This window comes from Sphingomonas sp. FUKUSWIS1 (assembly GCF_000733135.1).
Taxonomy (GTDB): Bacteria; Pseudomonadota; Alphaproteobacteria; order Sphingomonadales; family Sphingomonadaceae; genus Sphingomonas; species Sphingomonas aerolata.
Genome location: NZ_JPJC01000166.1, coordinates 23148 through 41874, shown reverse-complemented (window position 1 = coordinate 41874; position 18727 = coordinate 23148). Strand labels below are relative to the sequence as shown.

Genomic DNA, 18727 nt, shown 5'->3' with positions numbered 1-18727 from the left:
TCCCCCCACGCCAGGCGACCGGCCGCGCGACATCCTTGGCACGGCCCCGCCGGGCCGCACCTGAACGCCGCGCAGCCGGTCGCCTTCCCCCCTCCGGTAACGCGCTGCCGCAGCTTCAGAAGCATCGCGAACGAGCTGCCCAAAAGTCCGGTTTGAGGCTGGCGCGGCACCCGGCTCGCTCACATCGGTCAGGCCCTTCGGCCTGCCCTTCGCTACGCATCGGCCGGGGAAGCGCCAGTGCGGGCATCGAGCCCGCACTGGCGCTGCTGCCGCGGGAAAAATCTATCTCAAGTCGTCCTATTATCCCGGGCGGAGCGACGAGCCTCAAGGGACGGCAGGGTCCCACCATTTTTCTGCGAAAAATCGTTGCCCCTACCGCCGCTAAAGCGGTCGCAAGAGCGATCCCATGACCCTCGCCGCGCCGCCCTAATCCGGAATGCGTCTTGAAGAAGAAGGAGGACGAAATGCAAGTCGCGTTGTTCAGAGCACTAAAATCGGCTAATATCGACGATGAGGCAGCTGCAAAGGCAGTCGTCGTCGTCGAGGAGCAGATCGACATGGCCGTAAGTCGCGCAATGCAGCCGATGGGACACAAAATCGACGCGCTCGAAGGCAAGATCGGGGCGCTCGAAGGCAAGATAACAGCCATGCAGACCGGGATCGAAGCGCGCTTAGACGCCGGACTAAAGGGCATGCAGACGTCGATCGACGGTCTCAAATGGTATGTCATCATCACGGGGTCGGTAATGACGTTCGCGATCGCACTTGGAGGCGGTCTGACCGCTTGGGCGCAGTTCATCAAATAACGTCCGGGAGGGGCTCCGGCCCCTTCCTTCATTCTCGAAATGATAAGGGCTATTCGGGCAATCGGGTGGCCCTTTTCCGTTGCTGATTTTGACGGGCGCGCGGCACCGGCTCGCTCGCTTCGGTACGGCCCCGTCGGGCCTCCCCTGGCTACGCATCGGCCGGGGAAGCGCCGGTGCGGGCATCGAGCCCGCCCCGGCGCTGCTGACGCGGTTTTCCATCGTCTGACAGTCATACTTTGCGCGCCTCGCTCGCCTGCGCGCAGCGGCCTTTCGCCCGTGCGCTGACTACCCGTCGCGGTATCGACCGTGATGCTCGATCACAGGCGTCGCGAAACCTCTCCGGAGAGGAGGGAGGGAGGGATTTGCGGTTTCAACGAAGGAGGTCACTATGACCATTACGTTCCGCGTCGAAGACGGCCGCGCCATCCTCGCGCCAATGGCGGCAATCATCACGCCCGACCAGCTCGCATCGCTACGCGATCTGCTTGCCGAACAATCGCTCCGGTTGGGTTTTGCCATGTTGCTCCCGGGCTACGGCGTCACCGGCGATCCATGGTTCGAGTTCGACGCCCGCGTCTGCCATCTGTCGCTCGCAATCGTCTCAAGATGCTTCGATCACGACCCGTCCGTCATCGCGATTTTGGACGAGGCTCAGTTCCTCGGTCGACGGGTCCGGGTGGCGCAGACTGAACCCACCGGCGATATCACGATGCGCCTGTCTGTGAACCCGGATGCGGCCCCGGAAATAGCTCTCGCGAACCCCCAAGCGCTGGCGCTGTTAGACGGCCTTGGGATCGACCGTATGATCGCCGGCATGGTGCCGATGACGGAGCTTCGCCGGAGGCTGACGGATCCCCGCATCAGGCGTCGGCTCGATTCCGATCCGGACATGGCCGAGAGTATTGAAACGCTGGCGACGATGGCGGCACTCAAACCGATCGAAGGGGAGTACCTGCTGGCGTGGATCTGATCGGTCCGCGTCTATCTAAAACGACCACATGGGACGCCCAGCCTACCAGCTGGCGCGTCCCTTTTTTTGCCTGATGCTACCAAGCCGGCTGCGCCTCTGCCTGTTCCAAAAGAGAATGGCCGCACGAGGTAGCAAACCCGTGCGGCCATTAGCGTGGGCCTCGGTCTCGAACCGTCTCAGGCTTTCGCCGTGAGCCGCTTCTCGACCTCATCCAGGCCCAGCGTCTTCACCGCCTCCATCAACCGCTCCAGTCGATCCAGCGGGAGCTTGAGCAACCCTACCTTCTCGACCGTCCCAATAGCCGTATCCCGCAGCTTCCTCAGATGCGCCTTTCGGCGATCTGCCAGCTTGCGTTCCTCGGCCTCGATCGCCGCCATTTCAGCGTCCAGTGACTTCGCCATAATACTTGCCTTTTGGTCAGGCTGATCGGGCTCTGAACGGGACCAGTATAGCCATCGATTAGGCGAGGGAAAAGCGCCAACCAACGACCAGCTTCTAACACCAAGGAAAACCAGGTGACGATCATCGCAGAACGATCCCAAGACACCACGCCAGAGCAGCCATTTCGACCGTCATTCCGCCGTGAAGGCGGGCCTTTGCCCCGAGGAAGACCGAGATGCCATCATATCGATACGAAGGACCGGGGAGATCAAGTCGACACATGGGAATCGGGACTACAGTAGAGCACACCCTTGCAAGCTGCGCTTGCTTTTCCCGTTGAATATCAAGACCTTCGAGAGGCAATGATAGTGTATACAACGTCTTACAGTTTGTCTTACAACGTAATACGCCTCGAAAAGCGCAGATTTCCGCCGTTTCCTGCGTAAGACACCGTAATACGGCTTATGCCTAAAACACGATATCGAGCTTGTTGTAGCCGCGTTGCACAGCTATAAGGAACGTCCTCCTAAGGACCCATCAGCCTCTCTGCTAGGAGGCTGGTTACTTGAGTACCTCACGCCCTTATACCCTTCGGGTAGCCGGTGATCTGCGTGCCCGTATAGAGGCAGAAGCAGCCAAACTGGAGTGCTCGCCGTCGGACCTTATTCGTCGGGCGATCGAACAACATCTTGATGGCCGAAAGCTGCTTGAAGGCAGCGAGCGACGCCACTTGCGCGTGACCGAATATATGCAGGTCGCGCTCGATGCGATCATCCGGGAAAACCACCCGGAATTGCGCGAGACGCTCGTCCTCGAAGCCGACCGTCGCATGAAGCTTCATCATGGCGCGTGATGACCCCAAAGCGCCCCGCCAGGACATCCGTAACGATCGGCGTCCGATCCCCCAGAAGCACCATAGCGCGCGCGGTGAAGCACCGCGCAATTCGGGCAACTTCACCCGTGGCAGCCAGCTTCTCAATACCCAGGTCCTGATGTGGCTACAGGGTGCCAAAATGCCGCTCTACATGTGGCTTGGCATCTTCGTCATCGCCTACTCGACGATCCTGTCGCTCACCCTCGACGAGAACAACATCCAGCTCATCTCGATGCGCATCCTGTCCGGGCTGTGGGACTGGATCTCGTTCGACGAAATGAAGCGCATCAACCTGCGTCTGCCCGACGACAGTGTGCGCCATACCTACATGGGATACGTGCCCTACGTCCCCGAGGTCATCCTCGCGTGGCACAAGGCCGTGAAGGGCTTCATGGGCTCGGTCGCGATTGCCTCATGCGTCACCATCCCGCTGTCGATCTGGTACGTCGATTTCTCAGCCCGTCGCGGCAAGGCGATGATCCAGGAACGCCATGAGCGCGGCGCCATGCTGGTCGAGCGCGATCTGCTCTATTCCGAGATCGCCCAGCACAACAGGATCGAGTTCGTGAAGGAGGCCGCGAAACTCTTCCCGGACAAGACGCCGGAACAGGTCCTGAAGCTGAAGTTCAAGGCTCGCAAGATGGGCGGGATCCACCACCCCTACACCGTTGCAGGCATCCCGTTTCCACACCGTCTCGAACAGTCACATTTCATGACGCTCGGCACCACCGGGTCCGGTAAAACAACCGTGTTCCGCAAGCTCCTTCAGGAGATGCGCGAACGCGAAGATACCGCTGTCGTGTTCGACCTGACCGGAGCCTATGTCGAAGCGTTCTACGACCCGACACGTGACACCATTCTCAACCCGGCCGACGCACGCTGTCCGGCCTGGACGATCTTCCATGACTGCCGAACCTATAGCGAGTTTACCGCAGCCGCTGGAGCCCTGATCCCCTCAGACGGCGGGGCGGCTGATCCGTTCTGGGCACTCGCTGCGCGTACTCTTTTCATCGAGATGTGCATGAAGCTCATCGAGAAGGGGCTCACGTCCAACCAGGCGCTTGCCGATAACCTCATGACCGCTGACCTGAAGCTGGTTCACAAGCATCTTGCCAACACCATCGCCGACCCCATTACGGCCCCCGAAGCGGCCAAGATGGCGGAGTCGATCCGCGCAGTTTTCAATACGAACGCCCAGGTCCTGCGCTTCCTGCCCGACGACGGTCCACAATACTCGATCAAGGACTGGATGACGTCCGAGAAGAAGCCTGGCTCGATCCTATTCATCACCTCAAACTACACAGACCTGGAGATGAACCGGGCGCTGCTCACGCTCTGGTCGAACCTCGCCATCCACGCGCTGATGACGATGAAGAAAACCCGCAACCTGCGCACCTGGTTCGTGTTCGACGAACTGGGCGCACTCCACCGCCTTCCGGCTATCGAAGACGGCCTCCAGACCGCCCGTAACTTCGGTGGTGCGATGGTGCTCGGGTTGCACTCGTTCGACAAGCTCACGCAGGTCTACGGCGAGGAAAATGCCCGCAACCTGTCGTCGCTCGCACGCACCAAACTGATCCTCGCGGCAGCCGACCTCGACACCGCTGAACAGGGTGCCCGCTACATTGGCAACCGCGAGATCCGGCAGATGGATGAGGGGTATAGCTATGGGTACAACAACACTCGCGACGCCTCGACTCTGACCCCGCGTAAACAGATCGAACCGCTGGTCATCCCCGACGACATCATGAACTTGCCCAGCCTGCACGGCTTTGTGAAATTTCCCGATGGCTTCCCTGCTGCACGCATCCGCCTGGAATGGGAACATTACCCGACCGTCGCCGAGGGCTTCATCGAGCGGAAGCCGGCTAAGCCGGACGAGCCTGGAAAGGTTGTTCGCGGAGGTGGTGGCAAGCCGCAGAGTGGCGACGACGATGTTGGACGTGGCGATGTGCCCGGTCTGACAGAAGAAGAGGTTGAGCCGGCAAACGTGGCCAACACCTGCGCCACTAATATCCTGTCGCAGCCGACTGAGAACGAGGTCGACAATTCGCGCGACGCTACACCGGTTGAAGCCACCGCCAGAACCGAACCGCCGGTGCTCCTCCAAGACATGCGTGAGCGTTCCGGCGATGACGATCGCAAGGACCGGGAACGGTCTCTGGAGGGTAAGTCCGTCCAGGCGCGCAGTGAGGACCAGCAGCGCCAGAAAGACGATCCTACGCCGACCGGAGAACGGCCGGAGGACCTGTCGATCCGGGAGGCGCGTGATGCCTTTCCTGATGACGGATACGGGATGTAACGATGCACTCGATCGCATCCGTCAAATCGGCATCCGGCGCCGCAAAATATTTCACCAAGGACGACTTCGTCAGCGGCGAATATTACACCGACGAGAAGGCCGGTGACGTCAGCATGTGGGGCGGTGGAGGCGCTGCCGCAGCTGGCCTTACCGGCACCGTTTCGCAGGAGGCATTTGCAAAGGCGCTGAGCGGAGAGCTGCCATCTGGTGAGAAGGTCGAGGTCAGGGACGGACGGCGTCCTGGTTTCGATCTCACTTTCTCCGCGCCAAAGTCGGTGTCCGTGATGGCCTATATTGCCGGCGATAAACGTATCCTCGGGCCTGACGGCGCGCAAACCAAAGCGGTCCAGCAGACCATGGCCTGGGTCGAGAAGAACCTCGCTGCCGGTCGGATCACCAAGGACGGAGAAACCGAAACAGTAAAGACTGGGAACCTGGTCTATGCCTTGTTTCAGCACGACACGAGCCGGGCGCTCGATCCTCAGGCGCATATCCACGCGATCGTCGCCAACATGACGCAGATGCCCGACGGCAAATGGCAGGCGCTTGATGCGCAGAAGCTATGGGCCAGCAACACCGTTATCGGTTCAATCTACCATAGCTTCCTTCGCAACGAGCTGGAGAAGCTTGGCTATCAGACCCGGATGGACGGTAAGCATGGCACGTTCGAGATTGTCGGTGTTCCAAAAGCGGTTCTGGAAGTCTTCAGCCAGCGACGCGAACAGATCATGGAAAAGGCGGCCGAGCTAGGCATCGTCTCGCCCAAGGGCCGTGATGGCGTAACCGTCAACACGCGCGATCCGAAGCTGAATGTCGAAGACCGTGACGGGCTCGTTCTCGACTGGATGGCGAAAGCAGCGGAGCAAGGCTTTGACGGCAAGAAGCTTCTCGAAGGAGCGTTAGAGAACGCCGCAAAGCTGGAGCAACGAGAGAACGCTGGCCCGATCGGACGCGGCTACACCGTGATCGCAGACGCAGTGAAAGTCGCGATGGAGACCGTGTCGGGATTGCTGCGGTCACCGGACCCACTGGTCGACCGCGGGTTCGTTCGCCTAGCGCAGTCCACCGGCCAGGCTAATGCGCAGCTTGCTGTCGCCTCCGCGATCCGCAGTCTCAGTCAACGCGAAGCGGCGTTCGATAAAGACAAGGTCGCCAAGAAGGCCCTCGACTTCGGCCTCAAGGGCGTCACCATCGACCATGTCGAGGCGAGGGTCGAGCAGCTCACCGAGAGGGGCAAACTCCTATCCGGAGAGATTACCCACCAAGGTCAGAAGGTCGATGCAGTCACGACACCAGAAGCGCTTCGGACTGAAGAGAGCATCCTTGCGCGGGTGCAGGGGGGTAAAGACGCAGGTGCCCCGATCGTGGCCCCCTCGGAAGCGCCAGACCGGCTGCAGGCCGCCTCCCCTCACCCCCTGAACGAAGGACAGCTCGCAGCCGCTACGCTGATCGTCTCGACCTCGGATCGCATCGTCGCGGTCCAGGGCATCGCTGGCGCCGGTAAGTCGACCATGCTGCAGGCGGTTGCCCGCGTCGTTGAGTCCGAGGGCAAATCGGTGATGGGCTTGGCATTTCAGAACAAGATGGTCGCGGACATGAAGGAAGGCATGGCGCGGCCGGACGCCATCCCCACTCGCGAGATGTCCGTCGATCAAATGCAGGATTCTAGGGTCAAAGCCGAGACGATCGCTCACTTTGTCTGGCATAACGAAAAGCACGTCACCAACCCGAACACGCCCCATGCGCAGGCACGCCGTGACGAGTTGAAGGACACGATCATAGTCGTCGACGAGACGTCGATGGTGTCGAACCGCGACATGCTTAAAATGCTGACGATCGCAGAATCGCTCGGCATCGAAAAGATCGCACTGATCGGCGATCGCCAGCAGCTCCTCCCGATCGATGCCGGCAAGGCCTTTGCCATGATGCAAGCCGACAAGATCGGCATGGCTCGCATGGATGACAACCTTCGCCAGCAGACTGACCAGCTGCGCACGGTCGCGGCGCTGGCCAACATCGGCAAGGCGGGGCAGGCCATGAAGGTGCTTGGCGACAAGGTCGTCGAGCATGAGGATCCATCGGCGCACGCCTCCGACCTGTGGCTGGCCCTGTCACCGGATGAACGTGCCAACACGGCCATTTTCGCGTCGGGCCGCGAGACCCGTGCAGCGATCAATCAGGCGGTGCAAAAAGGCCTGAAGGACGAGGGCACGCTCAAAGGTGACGGGCTGTCCATTGCGGTCATCCAGAACGTGAACATCGAGCGTGAGGACCTGCGCTACGCCAAGACCTACGAGAAAGGGCAGCGGCTGGAGATCAAGGGCTCGGTGCCGGAGCTTAAACTCGAACGCGGTGTAGCCGAGGTGCGGCGAACCTTTGCCAACGGGAAGGTCGAGATCGTCAAAAACGGTAAGTCGATCAAGTTCAGTCCCCAGAAGATCGATCCGATGATTGACAAGGATCGTATGTCGCTCGCGACCATCGAGACGATCCAGATCCACGAGGGCGACCGGATTCGGTGGACTGATAACGACAAGGAGCGCGGCATCTACAATGCCTCGCTGGCGACGATCGCGGGCATCGAGAACGGCAAGGTCACGGTCGAGCTGGCCAACAAGGACCAGGTCACGCTCGAGAAGAACGATCCGATGATGCAGCGGATGGATCTCGCCTACGCGCTCAACATGCACATGGCGCAGGGCATCACCGTCAACAAAGCCATCACGGTGATGCAGAGCTTCGAACGCAATCTGTCGAACCAGCGCCTTTTCAACGTCGGCGTCACCCGCATCCGCCTCGACCTGACCATGGTCGTCGACAACCAGCAGAAGCTCGAGCTGCAGCTGGATAAGAACCCTGGCGACAAAACCTCATCGCTGGAAAGTCTCGGCCGGCTGGATATCGATGGTGCTGCCGTACAGACCAAAGCGGCCGACGATGCGCTGACGAAAGCGATGGAGAGCCTCGACGAAGCGAGCAGCGAGAAGATCCTGATCGATCCAGCTAGCCTGGACATGACAGACCTCCCGCCCATGGGAGCGTCGACGACCGACTATTCCGACAACAAAGACCTCGATGGGGAGATGCCATCGCTCAAGGACGGCCAAGACGTCGATCGGCGTGATGCTCGCGCCGATCGCAAGGACGACGAGCTCGGCTTGCCTCCACTCGACATGGACGACCTCAGCGCCCTGCCCGCGATGATCGGTTCCGGCGAACAGATGCGCGGCCTTCCCGAGAAAAACCTCAGCCTGGATATGTGACGATGAATAACTCGCCCACCACAGTGATCCTATGCGGCACGAACGAAACCATTCCATCCGACATCCTCGCGCTCCTTTTGACGCAAGCGCGGAAAGGTTGCGGCCGTTTGATGATCGTCGACGAAGGTAGCCAACTTGCACGTCTTCACGCCGCCCAGGATACGGACTTCCTGCTCGACCCGGCCGTCGGCAACTGGGACTTCTTTACCGATCACCTGACACAGCATGATCTCGCATGTGCCGGCGAGGCACTCCTGCGATCAGACGGAGTAGCGCCCGAAATCTACAATGCTGTCGGTTGCGTGCTTGCCGAGATGCTATGGGAGGTAGCGGCGAAACCCGGTGCCCGGCTGCAGGACGTTTCGGAGAGAGTTCGTGCTTTCGGGTATGAATCGATGGCGAACGCGATGCGCCTGAATCTCGATACCGCAACCGACACGCGGGCAGGCTGGACGGCATTGGCGCGCCTTCAAGAGGACGCCGGACGGTTTGCCGCCGGCACGTCGTCAACCCCAACGTCTATCCGCCGCTGGCTGACCACAAGCCCGAGATCGGTGCTGTTCCTGACGGCCGGCGCCGCGGTCAACGACGGTGCCTGTCGCTCTGTCCAGGCCGCCATCGATTGCGTCGCACGGATCGAGGTGAACGCCGGGCGGGAAGTTCAAATCGTGCAAATCCATTCCGCGAGCGCCTCCGGCACGCGGTTGCGAGACGTGTCACCGCCGTCGGTGCCTTGGCAGGCCCGGACTGAAGGCCGTTGCTGAAGGTCAAGATTCTAAAAGGGGAATGAGTAGATGATCGTAAAACCGTCGACCAAAGCTGACGAATGCGCAGCAATAGCCGCATTCATGGCAAACCCAGACTTCGACCGCCTTCCAGAGCGGGCGCGCAAGGAGACGATGAACCGCCAGCGTGGGCTAAATGGTGAGCGATCGACCGCGCATATCCTCGATCGTCACTTCCATAATGCGCCCAATCACGCGCTCTTGCACGATCTGCGGCTTCCTGACGGTATCGGCGGGTTCGCTCAGTTCGATCATGTCATCCTGTCACGTCTGTCGCGCACCGCGGCGGTTGTCGAGGTGAAGAACTATCGTGGCCGGCTCTCCAAGAACGAGCATAATGAATGGCACGTCTGGTATGAGGGACGGCGACGGCCGATCGACATCCCCAATCCGCTGGCACAGGCTCGACGCCAAAGGGAGGTTCTTAGGGCCTGGCTGAAAGCACGCCGGCATGACGTCGCGTTCGAGACGATCGGCGCGTTCGTCATCATCCCTCCGGACTGCTCGATCGACCGCTCGAAGGTCGGCGCCGACGTGCCGATCTACAAGGCAGACAACTTCATTGCAGCGTGGACGGATTTCGGCGGAATAACTCCAATGGGCCGGCTGTTCTCGACCGGCGTGTCAGCGAAGACACTGTTGGCGATCGGCGGCCAGCTCGCAGGAAACCACAAGCCTGATCCCCGCGGCCTCGAAGAAATGATCGGGTTGCGATCGTCAAAAGCCAAGCCTGCTGTGGATGTCGGCGAGGAGGAAGACGAGAACAGCGACGAGCCAGAGTCTGCGGTCGCGCTACCGGTGGGCGTCCAGGCCGTGGCTAGTGCAGTGGAGCCCTCCCCTGTCGTCGCCACGACCGAGCCTAAGGCGACCGGAGGCATGAACAATACCGCGCCGATTACTGTGGTCGCTGAGGGCAAGGCGTTCGACAAAATCGAGATCGTGCCCGGTATTTACGAGCGCGTACTGCCTGACGGCCGCGTCGCCTTTCTCGCCGGCAAGGGTGAAGCAGAAGGCGATCGTTTGAAGCTGGCTTGCGAAGGCCTGGCCCGGTGGAACCCGCGGTACCGCAACTGGCTGAGCGACGTGAGCCAAGCGCAGATCATCCGCGAAGCCCTGCTGTCGACACTTCAGGAACAAGCGAAAAGCGCTCAAGGGGCGCCATCCGCGCCACCAAACCACGCAAGACAAAGCGCATAACGGAAAGCGAAACCATGGAGCACGCTAAGCAAGAACCGCCTTTGATCGAGCCGATTTTACCGGGCGAGACGTCAGACACGGACTTGGCGGATAATTTCCGAACTCAGTCATTTCACCTAATGGAAGCGCATCCGATCGCCGCTGCGCACCTAGTCCTCGCAGCCGCCTCGATCGCACCGACATGCGATGCCGAGCAGGACGTCGCGGATCAACTCTCCTACGTGATCGTCGATTTTGCGCAGCAGCTCGGAGTGCTCCATCGCCGCGCAGTCGGCCGGCTAGCGCAGGAAGCAAAGGAGGGGGGTAGTAGGTATTGATGACCGCAATTACGTGCGGCGCGTAATACCACTGAGTCTACTAGTGCTGACCTGGAACGACATGGCGAAAAAAAGATGCCCCTACCCTCCTTAACTTTCGAGTAGTACGAGGTCTGCGGATATTTATACGTCCGCCTTGTCCATTAAACTCTCAATTACTTGCCAGTAAGGAGCGCCCTCTCGGTCACACAGATCTATGAACCTGCTCATGACGCTCGCGGGCCCTTTCATACTGACTTGATGCATCGGCTCGCCAGCGTGAGGGTTCTTTCTACGTCCTAATTTCGGTGGCGGCTGTGATGGCTTCGTAAACCCATGATCGCGGCCCACCGCATCAACCACTGCTCGTTCTCCACGAGCTTCAACTCTTGGCTTAGCGGGCATCGGTGAAGCGGGTACAATATCGCTCAAGTCACCTAAGCCGAGATCGATCTTGGTCATACTACTCCCCCTGCCCTACCGCTCGAAGATCTCTGATAGTCTGAGTTACCTCACGCACAAACTCGGTCGCGTTTGCTTTTGCCTTTGTAAGACCATTCACATAGTCGTCCTCTAAGTCCCAAAGGGACCGGTAGTGGGTGAACATTGCACGGAAGGCTGCACGCTCATTCAATGCCGTCCTAAGTGCCGGAATATTTGCTTCGATAAACTGGCTTCGAATCTCTTTCTCGTCACGTGTAGCTATCGCCGGGTTCACGCGAGTGAAAAGCATTCGGAAGGGAATTTCTCTGCGCAACTCTTTGGCTTGAGCCATAACCATTTTTATCGCACGACTGGCCTGCCTCGCATCCACTGGTGACGCTTGGAGAGGTATCACGACAAGATCTGTACGGGAAATAGCACGAGCCATCGCCAAGTTGGCGGTGCCTTCCAGATCAACAATGACAAACTGGGTTGCTTCGGATGCGGCCTCGATTGCGTCAATGATGTCGTCGTCCGACGGCAAACGCGCCCATCTAAAACCCGGTTCTGCAGCGCTCGTCGCCCAGCCTTCAACCGTACGGTTTGGGTCGCCATCGATAACGGTGACTGAAGCTCCTGCGGCTGTCAGCCCCGTGGCGAGCAAAAGAGCCGAGGTGCTTTTGCCGACCCCTCCTTTCGGACTCGCGAAGCTAATTACTGGCATTTCATACCCCAAAAATTAGGTGACAGATTTTTTTACGAAGTCCCAAGGCCATCGCATGATCGCGATGTCGTAAATGATCCGTGCCAAACTCATGCGTTGAGCACCAATTACCTGCCCTGCCCTGCCCTGCCCTGCCCTGCCCTGCCCTGTGTAGCCAACTCATTATACCGCCCCGCACTCAACCGCAACCATACTCATTGCGCGAGAGGTCTACCAATCACTTTGGTACTGTATGGTCGTCATGCGGAGGCATGACCTCCAATTAGATGGGCTGCCACGTCATTGCCTGACATTGGTAGGCCGGGCCTGCCATTGGTACACAACCGCTTGGTACCATCTGGTACCACCGCCCCTGATGTGTTTTTACTGGGAGAACTGTAAGCGCGTGACGCGTTAACCCATTGCAAACGCTAGACTCACGACTGCCATGGTAACAGAGCTATGTGTTAGGGTCGGCAACGTTACGAGTAGGTCCACCCGAGAGGGTACCGGGTGCTACTGCATGGTACCAAGCGCAGGCCTTAGTGGAAATGTTTAAATAGGGCTCACTAAACTAACCCTTCGATCGCAACAGGAGTTGATCGATCTCCGCCATAGCAAGGTCGAGATTTGCCGCTGCTGGACCGAGCGGCCCAAGGTCGAGGGGAGCCTTCGGCAACGAAGGCGAGCGAGGGAGGGCAGGGATTACCAAGCCTCCCGGCACGAGCTCAACAAGTCCCGTAGTAGCAAGCGCACGTGCTTGGATATCGGCCCCGGCGCGCGAGAGGCCAACTGCGCGCGCTATCTGCGTCCGCCTGATCGGACCGAACGCTACGACAAGCGCCCACGCTTCCGCCGCCCGTGCGTTGCGAGATAGGTCAGCGAGAGCACCACGACCGCGCTCAAGCATTGTCTCGATGCGTTCCAATTCTTTGAACGACGCCAATGCCGTATGATTGCTATGGTCAATCAGCGTCGCGGCTCGCTCGGCGTCGTCGAGATCGAGACGGAATGCCGTCCGCGGGACAATCCCCGTAAAGAACGAAGCAGCGCCGCGAGCAACAAGCGCAAGGTTTAGCGCCCAACACCCCGCCGGATCCGCCGCAATGTAATGCCGCATCGATCGGGAGGGCAGGGGGAGAAGCGCCTCATGGCCAGCGCCTTCGGCGAAATCGGGCGCGTGGATCAAAAGGTCGACCGCAGCCGCAGCGCGCGCCAGCCCGTGGAGCGGATGATCCGGACCAACGTACGCCACTCCGCAGGCGCCGGTGAGGGGGCCACCGGCAGCCGCCTGCGCCACCGCGTCCTGGGCGGCGTTGAGCAATGCCAGAGCATCCGTCTCGAAACCGCGCGTCGCGTTGACCATGCGAACGACCACCGTCGCAGCGTCGGCAATTGCTGGTTCCCCGTGTGCAGCAAGCCAGAGCACGACGGCGTCGCGGCGGGGGTCGTCGGTCAGGAGGATCGACAGGACGTCTGTGGAGGGCTGATGGGCGGGGCCGACGTCGCCAATGCCGGCATCGCGTCGATACGCGCGCCACGCGTCGGCCACAATTGCCAGGCTCGCAACCTTGCGCATTTCTGGGGAGGCAAAGCGGATAGCACCCGCCAATCGACCGAGCGCGTAGCCGAGCGAAGTTTGATCAGCGGACGTCATCACGCCAACCATATGCTAGTAATCACGCAATCACTAGGCCGTGCCATCTGCCAACCATATGCACTTACCATAATCGGACATTATGGTAATTATAACGATGTGCTACAAAGGCGAAACGCAGGGTAAATTGGAGCAGCCGGCAGGCGTCGCATGAGTGAGATTGTCGTTCACCGTACAGACGGGGAGGCGCTGCCGGTCCGCACAGCGCGGGGGTTGGTCGAGCCAATCGATGCCCGTGTTACCCGGTTGCTTGGCCTTGCGCTGCCCGCTGATGCCGGCCCAGTCAGCGAGATCGGCTTCGCCGCGCAGCTCGGCGCTATGGCCGCAGCGAGCAAGGCGGCACTGGCTTCGGACCTCGCCTGCTATCTGCGCTGGTGTGAGGACATCCGTGTCGCCCCGCTGCCCGCAGAGCCCGAAAACCTGGTCCGCTACATCGCCATGCTCGAGGCGCAAGGCGCTAAGCCCGCGACGGTCGCCCGGCGGGTTGCCAGTCTTGCCGCCGCACACGGCCTGTCAGGGATGCAGGAGAGGGGGCATGCGCCCACCAGCCACGTCATGGTCCGCGCCGCGCTCAAGGGCCTGCGCCGACGGCGTGGCGCTGCTCAGCGCCAGGCGGCCCCGTTGCGCTTCGGGGCCTCGCTAGATCCTCATACCAAGGGGTTCACGTTGACCGCGCTGCTTGGCGCCTGTGGCGGCGATTTGCAGGGCCTGCGCGATGCCGCACTGCTGTCGCTCGGCTATGACGCTGGATTGCGCGTCAGCGAGCTCGTCGCGGTCGCCGTCGCGCACATCGATCCACATAGCGATGGTTCGGCGCTCTTGTTCATCCCATCATCGAAGACCGATCAGGAAGGGCAGGGGGCGTGGGGCTGGCTGTCCGCGGACACGATGCGCCGGGTTGGTGCCTGGCTGGTAGCGAGTGCCATCACCGAGGGGCCGGTCTTCCGCCGCGTCGGGGTCGATCGGCGCCGTCTGCGCGCCGCAATTCCGCCGATGGCGTACGAGGCGATCCCGGGGCACACGCGGCACTGGCAGGAGAAGCTCCGTGGCAAGAAGGCCGAACCGGCGAGGACGGTCTACACTGTTGGGACCGCGTCGCTGAGCCGGCAGGGCGTGAACGGGATCTATCGGCGGGTGGCGCTCAGTGCCTTCGACCAGGGGCTGGTCGAGATGCCGATCGCGAAGGTTGAGGAGGAGGTGCGTGCCCTGTCGAGTCATTCGCTTCGGGTCGGGCTTACGCAGGATCTGTTTGCGGCCGGTGAGGACGGCGTTGGCATTGCCCAGGCACTCCGTTGGTCGTCGCCGTCGACGGCACTGCGCTATGGGCGGAAGCTTGCCGCCAGGAGTAATGTTGCGGCGCGCGTGTTGTCGAAGATCAGAGGCTGATAATCGCGTTACCCGGTGAATCTTACGGGACAGACAGCGGTCCCGGCAGCTGCCGCGGAAACCACGTCAGGAGGGCATCCGACAGGGCTGCTGCAACAACCGAGGGTTCGCCCGTTTGCGTCCCGCTCGCGCGCACCGTGGTCGCCTGCCCTTTCCATACGACGTGATTATCGCGGCGCAGCGTCACGGTCACTTCGAGACGGGTCACGATAAGTCCGTGCAATTGATCTTTCCCCGAGGGCAGGGTCAGCGACAGGCCTCCAAGGCCAGCAGCCACGCTTGGTTGGTCTGATCGGCCGTTGCCTGACCGGACAACGCCACGCTGTGTCTGCGATACCTCAACCTTGGCGACGTAAAGACTGTGGTTCGGGTCGGGCAGGGGCAGGAAAGGTGTTCGAAGGAAGGTTCGTTGAACCGCGTCCGTGAACGTTCTCGTGATAGCGGGTAAAGTAGTCGAGCTATCGGCACGCACGATCGCTATCGTGCCTGGCTTCACAACGGATCCGGCAACCGGAGATTGCACTAGCGCTGCGGCCGCGGCGAAAAGGAGAACGTACATCTGACAGGCGCCGATCAATTACATGAGTGATGAGCCGAAACGGCATCGCGCCGGCGCTCCACATTGAAAGTGGTGATGGACCATGGTCGAATGACGATCGTGATCTTCCGCTTCGTCAGCCTCCTAGTCGAGATTCTCGACGTGTCGATCAGCCCATTGCTTGCCCTCATCGCCTCCCCAGAGAAGCCAAGCGATATAGCCGGCAGATGGATCGGTGTCTGATCCCCACTCGTGCGTTTTGCCGTCTTTATCGACATCGTGACGAGCGAAGTAGCTGTGCATGGACTTCACATCTTCGGCAGTCACATCGCCTTGCGCTGCGAGTTGCTCGGCACGACGAACCCCGACGTCCGTGCCGCCTCGTCCAAACTCATCGCGCAACTTTAGCCCCTTCTTTGCATTGGAAGCGATTTTTGCAGTTGGTTTGAACGTATCGGGCATCATGCTCTCCCTGTGACAACGTTCAAAACGCGTGGATTTTCGAACATATCCATGAGGGCGGCGCGGCGACTTTGCGTCTGCTTCTCCTAGGCAACGCTGTGTCACTAACTATCGGGTGTAGCGCACCAAAAGACGGTATCCTCGGGATTGGCTTTTTTCCAAAAAAGTGCACTTCGACGGTTAGTCCCGGAAGTTACGTAAGCGCCACAGGCCGGCGTGTCGGCACCGATGGATCGATCGTCGCGAAGACGAGCTGTTCCCCGCGATCACGGACGATCGCTGGATCGGCGAAATAGCCCGGTAGCAGCGGGTCGCGCATGGCGGGCGCAAGCGCCTCGTCTCGGCCAGGCGCTGCCCCCCCCTGCGAGCGCTAGCAGACCGGCGATCAGCGCCTGCCCGCGCCTCAAAGTGCGGTTTCGATCGCTTCGAGCGAGCGGCGCTTGGTCTCGGGGAAAAACGCGAGAACCACCGCGAACTGGAGCGCCATCATGCCTGCGAACAGGATGAACGGTGCGCCGCGCGAGTAGGCGGCGACCAGCGGGAACGCCATCGCGATGATCGCGTCCATGAACCAGTGCGTCGACGAGCCGAGGCTCTGCCCGCGCGAGCGGACGTCCGTCGGGAAGATCTCGCTGATGTACACCCAGATCACCGCGCCCTGCGAGAAGGCGAAGAAGGCGATGAAGCCAATCAACAGCCACAACAGCATGTCCTGATGCTGGCCGCTGAGGAAGACGTAGGCAACGCCCGACAGCATGACGGTGAGCCCTGCCGCACCTATAAGTAGCAATGTCTTGCGGCCGATCTTGTCAATCACGGTCAGTGCGAGTGCGGTGAAGAACAAGTTGCACGCACCGATCACGATCGCCTGCCGATCCGCCGAAACACTGTCGAACCCCGCGGCGGCGAATATGTCGTTAAGGTAATAGAGGATAGCGTTGATGCCGGAGAGCTGGTTGAACGAGGCAATCGCGAAGGCGAGCAGGATCGGGCGACGGTGCCGCGCCCAGCTAAGGCGGGGCTTCAGCACTACAGCGGCGGCGTTCGACTGGCGGTAGCTGGCGACGTTGGCGACGGGATCGGTGACGCCGAGCGAACGCAGGACGGCTTCCGCTTCGGTTTCGCGACCGCGGGCGGCGAGCCAGCGCGGGCTGTCGGGGATCGTAAACATCATAACCAGGAGAAGAAGGGCAGGCAGCGCGGTCACGCCGAACTTCACATGCCAATCGAGCGCCCCCAGATTCATGCCGGTGACGATCGCGTTGCTGAGATAGGCGACGAGGATGCCGAGCACGATATTGAGTTGGAACGCACCGACCATCATGCCGCGCTTTTCAGCAGGCGCGATCTCGGCGATATAGACGGGGGCGAGCACCGAAGATGCGCCGACCGCAAACCCGGCGAGCACGCGGAAGGCGAGCAGCGCCCCCCAGTTCCACGCAGCGAAACAACCGATGCCTGAGATTAGGTAGATCAGCGCGATTGCCTTAAGCGAAGTGCGCGCGCCATAGCGATCGCCCGGCACGCCCGCGAGCAGCGCACCGGCCAGCGTACCCCAGAGCGCGCTAGAAACGGTGATGCCAACCCCCGCCGCGTCGAGGCCGAACGCGGTACGGATCCCCTCGGTGGTGCCGGCGATCACTGCGGTGTCGAACCCGAACAACAGGCCGGCAAGCGCACCGACCAGGACGCCGCGGAACAGGGTTAAATTCATTCGTCTTCGCTCCGGCTTTCAAGGTTTCGCCGGCTAGTATTCAACCGTCTAATCGCCCCTCGCAAGGGGGAGGTAGGTGTTTGATCCCACGGTTTGATGGTGCGATCCTTTCGTCAGAATGGAAGGAAGCCATGTGGGACAGGTACGTCACGGGAGCGCCACGACCACGCACGCCGTCAGAGCAGCAATACAGCGATCGCAGGCTTCGCTCTCGACGCTGAGCCGGGAGTTCGGGATCAACCCGAAGACGGTGGCGAATCGGCGTAAGCGAGCGACGGTTGAGGATTTGAAGACCGGGCCGATGGCCCCTTACTCCACGACCTTAACCGAAGCCGAGGAGGCAGCGGTCGTCGCATTCCGGCGTCACACACTCCTGCCGCTTGACGATTGCCACTATGCGTTGCAGCCGTCGATCCGCATCTGACACGGTCAGCGCTGCACCGCTGCCTGCAGCGGCATGGCATCTCCTGTCTGCCGGACATCGAAGGCGACAAGCCAAAGCGACAGCGCTTCAAGCGCTACACGATCGGCTTTTTTTCACGTTGATATCGCCGAGGTTCAGACAGCCGAAGGCAAACTCTACCTGTTCGTCGGCATCGACCGCACGAGTAAGTTCGCGGTCACTCAGCTCGTCGACAAGCCTGATCGACGAACGGCGTGGGAGTTCCTTGAAGACCTGCTGAAAGCGGTGCCGTACCGGATTCGCACGATCCTGACTGACAACGGCATCCAGTTTGCCGAGCAGCCGCGCAACCGTAACACCGCCTGATAGCGTCAGATGCGCTTCGACATGATCTGCGAAGCAAACGACATCGAGTACCGGTTGACCAAGCCGAACCACCCGTGGACCAACGGTCAGGTGGAGCGGATGAACCGCACGATCAAGGGGGCGACCGTCAAACGCTTCCATTATGAAAGCCACGAGCAGTTACGGGTGCACCTAGCCGACTTCATGGCAGCCTATAATTTC

Annotated in this window: 13 protein-coding genes and 1 pseudogene; 9 read left to right on the top strand and 5 right to left on the bottom strand. The window is 60.7% G+C overall.

Annotation, left to right across the window (positions count from 1 at the left end):
* Positions 1-443 precede the first annotated feature (443 nt).
* Both sphsw_RS10700 and sphsw_RS10695 read left to right on the top strand, forming a co-directional pair.
* Entirely contained in the window at positions 444-806 is a 363-nt protein-coding gene (locus sphsw_RS10700) for a hypothetical protein (RefSeq protein WP_031440612.1), read from the top strand.
* Between the two features lie 388 nt (positions 807-1194).
* Positions 1195-1776, top strand: coding sequence for a hypothetical protein (locus sphsw_RS10695; protein ID WP_042467045.1), 582 nt, complete (start codon positions 1195-1197; stop codon positions 1774-1776).
* A 176-nt stretch (positions 1777-1952) separates the two neighbouring features.
* Here the strand turns inward: sphsw_RS10695 and sphsw_RS10690 are convergent, their stop codons facing one another.
* Positions 1953-2177 (bottom strand): hypothetical protein, encoded by a 225-nt coding sequence (locus sphsw_RS10690; protein ID WP_031440610.1) that lies wholly within the window; start codon positions 2175-2177, stop codon positions 1953-1955.
* A 545-nt stretch (positions 2178-2722) separates the two neighbouring features.
* Here sphsw_RS10690 and sphsw_RS19390 point away from each other — a divergent pair.
* Genes sphsw_RS19390 through sphsw_RS10665 form a run of 5 tightly spaced genes read left to right on the top strand, consistent with a single transcriptional unit; the run spans position 2723 to position 10578 of the window.
* A complete protein-coding gene (locus tag sphsw_RS19390; protein WP_132741093.1) occupies positions 2723-3010 on the top strand; it encodes a hypothetical protein in 288 nt (95 codons plus the stop codon).
* Positions 3000-5333 carry a type IV secretion system DNA-binding domain-containing protein gene (locus tag sphsw_RS10680; RefSeq protein WP_031440608.1) on the top strand — a complete coding sequence of 778 codons (2334 nt, stop codon included), beginning with the start codon at positions 3000-3002 and terminating at the stop codon, positions 5331-5333. Before sphsw_RS19390 ends, sphsw_RS10680 begins: the two co-directional genes overlap by 11 nt.
* Before the next feature lie 2 nt (positions 5334-5335).
* Positions 5336-8596 (top strand): MobF family relaxase, encoded by a 3261-nt coding sequence (gene mobF, locus sphsw_RS10675; protein ID WP_031440607.1) that lies wholly within the window; start codon positions 5336-5338, stop codon positions 8594-8596.
* 2 nt (positions 8597-8598) lie between these two features.
* The gene (locus tag sphsw_RS10670) at positions 8599-9360 is read left to right on the top strand and encodes a type IV secretion system DNA-binding domain-containing protein (RefSeq protein ID WP_031440606.1); all 762 of its coding nucleotides are present in this window, start codon (positions 8599-8601) and stop codon (positions 9358-9360) included.
* 30 nt (positions 9361-9390) lie between these two features.
* The gene (locus tag sphsw_RS10665) at positions 9391-10578 is read left to right on the top strand and encodes a nuclease-related domain-containing protein (RefSeq protein ID WP_052380919.1); all 1188 of its coding nucleotides are present in this window, start codon (positions 9391-9393) and stop codon (positions 10576-10578) included.
* Positions 10579-11337: 759 nt separating this feature from the next.
* On the opposite strand, the gene sphsw_RS10655 is transcribed toward sphsw_RS10665, so the two are convergent.
* Together sphsw_RS10655 and sphsw_RS10650 are read right to left on the bottom strand one after the other, a co-directional pair.
* A complete protein-coding gene (locus sphsw_RS10655) occupies positions 11338-12021 on the bottom strand; it encodes a ParA family protein (RefSeq protein WP_031440603.1) in 684 nt (227 codons plus the stop codon).
* 553 nt (positions 12022-12574) lie between these two features.
* Positions 12575-13657, bottom strand: a complete 1083-nt coding sequence (locus tag sphsw_RS10650) for a hypothetical protein (RefSeq protein ID WP_031440602.1) — start codon at positions 13655-13657, stop codon at positions 12575-12577.
* Between the two features lie 150 nt (positions 13658-13807).
* Here sphsw_RS10650 and sphsw_RS10645 point away from each other — a divergent pair, with 150 nt between their 5' ends.
* Positions 13808-15043, top strand: coding sequence for an integrase (locus sphsw_RS10645; protein ID WP_031440601.1), 1236 nt, complete (start codon positions 13808-13810; stop codon positions 15041-15043).
* Positions 15044-15725: 682 nt separating this feature from the next.
* Here sphsw_RS10645 and sphsw_RS18870 read toward each other — a convergent pair.
* Together sphsw_RS18870 and sphsw_RS10635 are read right to left on the bottom strand one after the other, a co-directional pair.
* On the bottom strand, positions 15726-16043 hold the full coding sequence (locus sphsw_RS18870) for a hypothetical protein (RefSeq protein ID WP_031440600.1): 318 nt from the start codon (positions 16041-16043) through the stop codon (positions 15726-15728).
* A gap of 403 nt (positions 16044-16446) precedes the next feature.
* A complete protein-coding gene (locus sphsw_RS10635; protein ID WP_031440599.1) occupies positions 16447-17757 on the bottom strand; it encodes a sugar porter family MFS transporter in 1311 nt (436 codons plus the stop codon).
* Between the two features lie 133 nt (positions 17758-17890).
* Between sphsw_RS10635 and sphsw_RS18865 the strand changes: the two are divergent.
* A pseudogene (locus sphsw_RS18865) lies at positions 17891-18727 on the top strand (IS481 family transposase); the annotation flags it as partial.